We start from the raw sequence: 8,048 nt of genomic DNA on the forward strand, positions 1-8,048 counted from the left end.
ACCACGCGACAAGAGGAGCACCCGTCCCGGACGACGGTCCGAGGCGGGTGCTCCAACCTGCCACTTGACAGAACGGCCTACATATCAGGCGTCGCGGTCGCGCAGCGCCGGGACGTGCAGCCCGACGACGGCGCGCGCGTCCGCGGGCAGCTCGCCCCAGTCCTCCACGGTGTCGAGGTCGACCGCGGTGCCCGGCCGCTGCACGACGACGGCCCGCAGCCCGAGCCGCTCGGCCTCGGCAACATGGGCGGCACGGCTCCCCACCCCGAACCGAAACCGAAACCCCGTCACCGGCCGAGCACGAGGTTGCTGTCGTTCTGAGCCGCTCTCCGACAGCAACCCCGTGCTCGACGGCGCGGAAGCCGGGGGATCGAGGACGAGGAGGTTCGTGCCCGCGCCCCGGCGGTCCGTCGCGACGACGACGGGCGCGTCCTCGGCGAGCAGCGCCGCCACGTCCGCGGGCGTGAGCGCGGGGAGGTCGGCGTGCGCGACGAGGAGCCGCACCGGGCCCTCGCTCGACGCGCCCTCGGCCGCGATCTCCCGGCCGACGTCGACCGCCGCGTCCAGCCCAGGCCGGTCCGCGGGCTGCAGCACGATGCGGAGCCGGTCCGCGTCGTCGGTCAGCAGGGGGAGCCCGTCCGACCCGGCGGCGTCCGCCGCGCCGGCGGACTCGTCCACCACGACGTCGCGCAGCGCGCGCCACGTGAACCGCGGGTCCGACGTCACCACGACCACCCGCTCCACGCCGTCGCTCGTGAGCAGCGTCCCCACGACGTGCCGGGCGAGCACGGCGATCAGCCGGCTGCGCGACGCCGGGTCGAGGACGTGCGCGAGCCGCGACTTCCCCGACGACCCGTCACGCAGCGGCACGACGGCGACCACGCGCCCCGGGCGGGCGGGCCCACCCGGGCGAGCGGCGCCGTCGGGCACCACGAGGTCACCCACGAGCAGCGCCCGCCGACGCGAGGAGCGTGCGCGCGAGGCGCTCGCGGCCCGCGGCACCGCCCATGACCGTGTCCGTGACGACGACGTCCATCCCGAGACCCCGCACGGCGTCGGCGAGGTGGGCGTCGTGCTCGTCGATCACCATGACGTCGACGAGCCCGACGTAGAGGCGCGCGACGCCGAGCGCCGAGACCTCGTGCCCGAGCGTCGTGAGGATCTGCGCGGCGGGCCCCTTGATCGCACGACCCCCGACGATCGGGCTCACCGCGACGCGGCGCGCGGACGTCCCGGCGAGCGCGTCCCGGACGCCCGCGACGCCCAGCACCGGCTCGACCGACAGGAACGGGTTCGACGGCGCGACCACGACCACGTCGGCGCCGGTCACCGCGTCGAGCACGCCGGGCGCCGGGCGCGCCGCCTCGATGCCGTCGTAGACGAGGCCCAGCACGTCGTCCGCGTGCCGGCGCCCCACGAAGTACTCCTGGAACCCGAGGCGGCCCGCGGGCGTGTCGACGAGCGTCGCGACGCGGTCGTCGCTGACGGGCAGCACGCGCGCCCGGACGCCGAGCGCCGTCGTGAGCCGCGCGGTCACCTCGGTCAGGGACGCGCCCGCGCGCAGCCCGGCCGTCCGGACCACGTGCGTCGCGAGGTCGCGGTCCCCGAGCGTGAACCACGTGTCCTCGCCGAGCCGGCCCATCGCGTCCAGCGCCGCGTACGTCTCGCCGACCACGCCCCAGCCGCGCTCCTCGTCCGCGAGCCCGGCGAGCGTGTACGTCACGGTGTCGAGGTCGGGCGAGATCCACAGCCCGTGCAGCTCGACGTCGTCCGCCACGTTGACGACGACCGTGAGGTCGGCCCCGGCGAGGTCCAGGCCGTGCGCGAGGCGTGCCCCGCCGACCCCGCCCGCGAGCACGGTCACGCGGTCGGTGCGGTGTTCTGCTGTCACGACGACGAGCCTACGTCGGGGCGGTTCGTGGTCCGCCGCCGTGCCACGATGGGGCCCATGGCCGTCTTCGCCTTCTCCGTCGCCCCGCTCGGTGCCGGCGAGTCCGTCGCGGACTCCGTCGCCGAGGCCGTCCGCATCGTCCGCGAGTCGGGGCTGCCCAACCGCACCACCGCGATGTTCACCGAGATCGAGGGTGACTGGGACGCCGTCATGCCGGTGATCCAGCGCGCCACCGAGGCCGTCGGTGCGGCCGGGCACCGCGTCTCGCTCGTCATCAAGGCCGACATCCGCCCGGGCCGCACCGGGGAGCTCACGGGGAAGGTCGAGCGGGTCGAGGAGCGCCTCGCCGCCGAGTCGGAGGAGACCGGGCACGCCTGACCTGCGGGGTCGCGCGCGGGTGGTTCGACCGGTTCGAGGGACTTGACCGGCGACGTAGGCTATGGCGCAAACGCCCCCGCCCAGGTCGCGTCCCGCTGCAGCAGGAGAACCCCCGATGCCCCTCTTCGAGGTGGACGCCGAGCGTCCCGTACTGGTCCAGCCGCCCCAGCCGGCGGGTGCCTTCGGGACGGACGCGCAGCGGGTCGTGGACGGCAACATCGAGGGGCTGCTGGGCGAGCAGATCTTCCCCGTCGCGCAGGGCACGTCCGACGACGAGCCCCACCTCCTCGCGCTCGACGCCGCCGGTCTCCCGGTCGTCATCGAGGTCACCGCGGAGCTCACGGAGGAGGCCCTCACCGCGGCGCTCAACCACGCCGGCCGGGCCGGGCGCCTCACGCGCGCCGAGCTCGCCGCCCGTTACACCGGCGGCGCCTCGCGGTTCCAGCAGGACGTCGCGGCGTTCTACGACAACGTCCCCCTCACGCGCTCCCAGGCGACCGCGCGCGCGACCGGCGCACGGCTCATCGTCATCTGCTCGAGCGCCGCACCGGGCATCCAGGACGCGCTCGACTTCCTCCGCCAGCCCGGCTCGCCGGTCGCGGTCCTGCGCCTCGGCGTCGTGCAGGGCGCCGACGGCCGCCGCTTCGTCGACGTGTCCCCGCTCGCGATGACGCGCGACAACCCCGCACCACCCGCGGCACCCGAGCCCCGCCGGGGCCGCGCCGTCGCCCCCGGATCCGACTTCGCGGACGGCGTCGCCGTGGGCCGAGCCCTGACCGGCAAGTTTCCCGTGGTGACGCGGCAGGCCGCGCAGTCCCGGGCCGAGCGCCGTCGTGCCGCCGAGCTCGAGCCGCGCGCCCTCCCCGGGATCGCACCCACCGCGGCCGACGAGACCGGCCCGCTGGCCCCGGTCGCCGCGCCCTCGGCGCCGTCGCACGCCGAGCCCCCGGTCCTGGACTTCGTGCCCCTCGACGACCCGCTCACCGCGCGGACCGTGCCCGAGCCCGCGTCCACCGGCTGGGCCGACCGCCGACCCGTCGAGGCCGGCGACGAGACGCCGACCCCCCGCACGTCGATCCTCACCCGCGAGTCCATCCGCACCCGCGAGTCGATCCGGACCCGCGAGTCGTACCTCACCCACGAGTACGGCGAGCAGCGCAGCCCGTCGCGCGAGCAGCCGTACGACCCGCTGTCGTACCACCCGCCGGTCGACCTCGACCCGGCACCCACGCGCGCGTCCGCGAGCCGGGACGTGGTCCCGGCGCCGCCGCCGCCCCCCGTGGACGTGCCGCTCGGCCCCGACGACGACCCCGACCTCGTCGCGCTCGCCCGCGCGTTCGGCACGCCCCGCGAGCTCGTGTGGTCCCGGCCGCGCCGCGGCCAGCGCTTCGAGGCGGTCCTCCAGCCCGACGGCTTCATCGAGCTCTCCGACGGCGCGCGCTACCGCCACCCCGACCTCGCCGCCGTCGCGGTGTCGGGCACCCACACCGCCGACGGGTGGAGCGTCTGGCGCCTCGGCGCCGAGGACGGCCCCACCCTCACCGACGCCTTCCGCGAGCACCACGCCTGAGTCGCGTCGTCGCTCGGGCCACGGCCACGTGATCGGTTTCCTGCACACGGCTGACGTGCATGTCACGACCTTCGGCGCGCTCGTGGACGAGGTCGCGCCGGGGCAGGGGCACGTGCACCGGGTGGACGCGCCGCTCCTGGACGACGCGCGAGCGGGTGCGCCGACGGGCGAGCGGGTCCGGGCGCACGTCGACGCGCTCGTCGCGGCGGGGGCGTCGGTGGTGGTGTGCACGTGCTCGACGCTCGGGCCGGTCGCGGAGAAGGTCGGCCGGGCCGGGGCGCCCGTGCTGCGGGTGGACCGCCCGCTCGCGGAGGCGGCGGTGCGCGACGGCGGCCGGGTCGCCGTGGTGGTGGCGCTCGCCTCGACGCTCGGCCCGACGACGGAGCTCCTGGCCGACGCGGCCGGACGCGCGGGGACGGTGGTCGAGCTGGACACCGTGGTCTGCACGGACGCGTGGGCGGACTTCGAGGCCGGGGACCTCGGCGCGTACCGGCGGGGCGTCGCGGACGCGGCGCGGGACGCCGTCGGGCGGCGGGGAGCGGACGTCGTCGTGCTCGCGCAGGCCAGCATGGCGCCCGCGGCGGCGTTGCTCGCAGACCTTCCGGTCCCCGTCCTGACGAGCCCGGGCAGCGCGGTGGCCCGGGCCGTGGAGCTGGCCCGGGCCTGACGCGAGGATGGACGGGCTCAGTCGCTCGAGCGCACCATGGCGCGGATCCCGACCGCGAGCCCGACGGCGGCCGTCACGGCGGCGGCGACCCAGCCCCACGCGACGGCCGAGGCGGTGAGGTCGCCGGCGAACAGCGCGCGCTCGGCGTCGACGACGTACCGGAGCGGGTTGACGTCGGACGCGACCTGCATCCAGCGGGGCCCGGTCTCGAGCGGCAGGAGCATGCCGGACAGGATCATGAGCGGGAAGATCAGCGTCTGCTGCACGACCCAGAACATCCAGTCCTGCTTGCGCACCGCGAGCGCGAGCGCGTAGCTGAGGGACCCGATCCCGACGCCGAAGACGGCGAGGAGCGCGAGCCCGACGACGGCGCCGGCGGGGTGGAGCGCGAACCCGAACGGGAGCATGACGAGCACGACGACGACCGACTGCGCGACGATCGGGACCATCTCCTTGAGCGCGCGGCCCACGAGCAGCGAGGCCCGCGAGAGCGGGGCGACGAGCATGCGCTCGTGCGCGCCCGTCTGGAGCTCGACGAGCAGGTTCGCCCCGGTCGTGGTGGTCCCGAAGAGCGTGGTCATGACGAGGATGGACGGGACGAACCACTGCCAGACGTTGCCGCCCAGGACCTCCTGCCCGGTCGTCGTGCCGCCGAGCGACCCGACGAGCAGGGGGCCGAACAGGGCGAGGAAGACGATCGGCTGGACGAGCCCGAACAGCACGGAGAACGGGTCGTGCAGCACGGGCCGCAGCTCGCGGACGAGCACGATCCCGGTGTCGCGCGCGAAGGCGGCGGGCCCGCGGCGTGCGCGCGGGCGGGCGGGCGCCGGGTGCGGGGCGACGGTGGTGGGGGCGAGGTCGACGGTGCTCATGCTGCGGTCCTCTCGGTGGGGCGGGTGTCCTCGGCGGGGGCGTCGGTGGCGGAGGCGGCGCCCGCCTCGCGCAGGCTGCGCCCGGTGAGCGCGAGGAAGACGTCGTCGAGCGTGGGGCGGTGCACCTGCGCGGTCTCCACGTCGATGCCGTCCGCGTCGGCGGCGCGGAGCAGTCGGGGGAGGTACGCGTCGCCGCGCTCGGCCCGCACCTCGAGCGTGGGCCGGTCGCCGTGCCCGACGGCGGGGGCGGCGTCGGGCGTGCGGGTCGCCTCGCGGAAGCCCTCGACGCGGCAGGCGAGCGCGACGAGCCGCGATGCGTCGTCGTGCGCGTGACCGGGCTCGTGACCGTGCGGGGGCGCGAGCGTGACGACGACGCGGTCCCCGGCGAGGTCCGCCTTGAGGTTCTCGGCGGTGTCGTCGGCGATGACCTGGCCGTGGTCGACGACGACGACGCGCTCGGCCATGGTGTCGGCCTCGTCGAGGTAGTGCGTCGTGAGGACGATGGTCATGGGCTCGCCCGTCGCCGCGAGCGCGTCCTCGCGCATGCGCAGCACGTGCTCCCACAGGTTCGCGCGGTTGTGGGGGTCGAGGCCGGTCGACGGCTCGTCGAGGAACAGCAGCGACGGCGCGTGCACGAGGCCCATGGCGACGTCGAGCCGGCGACGCTGCCCGCCGGAGAGGTCGGAGACCTTGCGCGTGCGGTACGACGCGAGCTCGAGGGAGTCGAGCAGCTCGTCGGCGCGGCGTCGTGCGGTCCGCCGGTCGAGGCCGTGGATGCGGCCCTGGCTGGTGAGCTCGTCGACGGCGCGCTGCGCGTGGCCGGCGCCGTTGCCCTGCCCGACGTAGCCGATGCGGTGCCGGACGGCGTCGGGCTCCGCGACGACGTCGTGCCCCGCGACCGTGGCGGTCCCCGACGTGGGGCGGACGAGCGTGGTGAGCATGCGGAGCGTGGTCGTCTTGCCGGCTCCGTTGGGGCCGAGGACGGCGACGAGCTCGCCCGGCGCGACGTCGAGGTCGATGCCACGCACGGCGTGCACCGTGGCGCTCGCGTCGCGCCCGACGGCGAAGTCCTTGGTCAGTGCTCTGGTGCGGATCACGGTGGCTCCTCCTGGGTGTGCTGATGCGTCGAGACCGACGTTCCCAGGGGTAGAGGACAGGTTCGGTCCTCTACTCCGTGCGACCCTGAGGACATGCTCGAGACCTCAGGACGACTGCTCCGCCTGCTCTCGCTGCTCCAGGCGCGCCGGGACTGGCCGGGGCCCGCGCTCGCCGAGCGGCTCGAGGTCAGCCCGCGCACCGTGCGGCGCGACGTCGACCGGTTGCGCGAGCTCGGCTACCCGGTGCGCGCGATCAAGGGGCCCGACGGCGGGTACCGGCTCGACGCCGGGGCGGACGTGCCGCCCCTCCTGTTCGACGACGAGCAGGCGGTCGCCGTCGCGATCGCGCTGCGCACGGGGGCGCTCCCGGGCGTGGAGGACGCCGCGGCCCGCGCGCTCGCGACGATCCGTCAGGTCATGCCCGCGCGGCTGCGCACGCGCATCGACGCCCTGGAGGTGACGGCGGTGCCGGGACGGCGGGAGCGGTCGCTCCCCGCCGTGCGACCCGACGTGCTCCTGACCGTGGGGGCCGCCGCCAGCGGACAGCGTGTGCTCCGGTTCGACTACGACGGCGGGACGGGCGAGGTGCTCCGGGCGCCGGGGAGCGGGGAAGGGGAGGGCTTCCGCGCGCCGCGTCGCGTCGAGCCGCACCACGTCGTCACGTGGGGCGGCCGCTGGTACCTCGTGGCGTGGGACCTCGACCGGGACGACTGGCGCACGTTCCGCATCGACCGGATGGCACCTCGCGAGGGCGTCGGGGCGCGGTTCGAGCGGCGCAAGCTCCCCGCCCCCGACGTGGCGACGTTCGTCGCCGAGAGGTTCACGCAGCCGGAGATGCCCGCGCGGGGGACGGTCGAGCTCGAGCTCGACGCCGCCGTCGTCGCGGCGTGGGCCGGGACGGGCGCCCTCGTCGAGGCGGTGGGGGAGGGGCGCTGCCGGCTGACCGCCGGCTCGTGGTCGTGGGGTGGGCTCGCCGCCTGGTTCGGCATCTTCGACGCCCCCTTCACCGTGGTCGGGCCGGCCGAGCTGCGCACGGCGATGACCCGCCTCGCGGTGCGGGCGACGACGGCGGCCGGGACCGCGGGGACGGGCGCTGCCTCCGCAGGGGAACGCCCCGCGCGAGGGGCGGCGCGCACCGGTCGTGCCGCCCCGGAGGAGAGTGGTCCGGGTCACGACGGCGCGAGTTGACCTCCTGGCCCGCGACCCCGTAATGTTCTCGAGGTCGCCCGGCAGGGAGGAACAGACACCACGGCACAGCTCCTCGGAGCAGATGCGAAGTGGCTGGTCCCCCGGGTGAAACTCCCACCAGATTTCTCGGAGCACAGTGCTGCGCCGTGAGTAAGGTGAGGGTGTCTGGATCAGGTACATTTCTGAACGGAAATCCGGTTTTCACCGGTCCGGGACGAACGGCCGGGTCTGGTAGGATTCAGAACGAAGGAAGCGCCCCGCGCAAGGGCCTCGGGAACGAGGTCGGAGGCGGTGTGTGTCGGTTGTTTGAGAACTCAACAGTGTGCTTGTTAGTCAATGCCAATTTTTGTCCCTGTGGCATGGCTGGCTGTTCTTGCCCGTCCGG

Annotated in this window: 8 protein-coding genes; 4 read left to right on the forward strand and 4 right to left on the reverse strand. The window is 75.4% G+C overall.

Going from position 1 to position 8,048, the window contains the following annotated elements; all coding sequences use genetic code 11:
* Positions 1 to 84: 84 nt before the first annotated feature.
* Positions 85 to 945, reverse strand: coding sequence for a CofC family guanylyltransferase (locus tag ACZ402_RS20170; protein WP_375826110.1), 861 nt, complete (start codon positions 943 to 945; stop codon positions 85 to 87).
* A complete protein-coding gene (gene cofD, locus ACZ402_RS20175) occupies positions 938 to 1,891 on the reverse strand; it encodes a 2-phospho-L-lactate transferase (RefSeq protein WP_375826111.1) in 954 nt (317 codons plus the stop codon). The genes ACZ402_RS20170 and cofD overlap by 8 nt, the downstream gene beginning before the upstream one ends.
* 57 nt (positions 1,892 to 1,948) lie before the next feature.
* Here cofD and ACZ402_RS20180 point away from each other — a divergent pair, with 57 nt between their 5' ends.
* The 3 genes from ACZ402_RS20180 (at position 1,949) to ACZ402_RS20190 (ending at position 4,506) form a co-directional block, all read left to right on the forward strand.
* Positions 1,949 to 2,269: an MTH1187 family thiamine-binding protein gene (locus ACZ402_RS20180; protein ID WP_375826112.1), complete on the forward strand. Its 321-nt coding sequence runs from the start codon at positions 1,949 to 1,951 to the stop codon at positions 2,267 to 2,269.
* A gap of 115 nt (positions 2,270 to 2,384) precedes the next feature.
* On the forward strand, positions 2,385 to 3,839 hold the full coding sequence (locus ACZ402_RS20185) for a restriction system modified-DNA reader domain-containing protein (protein ID WP_375826113.1): 1,455 nt from the start codon (positions 2,385 to 2,387) through the stop codon (positions 3,837 to 3,839).
* Between the two features lie 55 nt (positions 3,840 to 3,894).
* Entirely contained in the window at positions 3,895 to 4,506 is a 612-nt protein-coding gene (locus tag ACZ402_RS20190; protein WP_375826114.1) for an aspartate/glutamate racemase family protein, read from the forward strand.
* Between the two features lie 17 nt (positions 4,507 to 4,523).
* Here the strand turns inward: ACZ402_RS20190 and ACZ402_RS20195 are convergent, their stop codons facing one another.
* Together ACZ402_RS20195 and ACZ402_RS20200 are read right to left on the reverse strand one after the other, a co-directional pair.
* A complete protein-coding gene (locus ACZ402_RS20195; protein WP_375826115.1) occupies positions 4,524 to 5,378 on the reverse strand; it encodes an ABC transporter permease in 855 nt (284 codons plus the stop codon).
* Complete coding sequence (locus ACZ402_RS20200) at positions 5,375 to 6,475, reverse strand: ATP-binding cassette domain-containing protein (RefSeq protein ID WP_375826116.1); 1,101 nt, start codon at positions 6,473 to 6,475, stop codon at positions 5,375 to 5,377. The genes ACZ402_RS20195 and ACZ402_RS20200 overlap by 4 nt, the downstream gene beginning before the upstream one ends.
* A gap of 93 nt (positions 6,476 to 6,568) precedes the next feature.
* On the opposite strand from ACZ402_RS20200, the gene ACZ402_RS20205 reads away from it, so the two are divergent.
* On the forward strand, positions 6,569 to 7,663 hold the full coding sequence (locus ACZ402_RS20205; RefSeq protein WP_375826117.1) for a helix-turn-helix transcriptional regulator: 1,095 nt from the start codon (positions 6,569 to 6,571) through the stop codon (positions 7,661 to 7,663).
* Positions 7,664 to 8,048 lie beyond the last annotated feature (385 nt).

It is taken from the genome of Cellulosimicrobium sp. NPDC030954 (genome assembly GCF_055571305.1).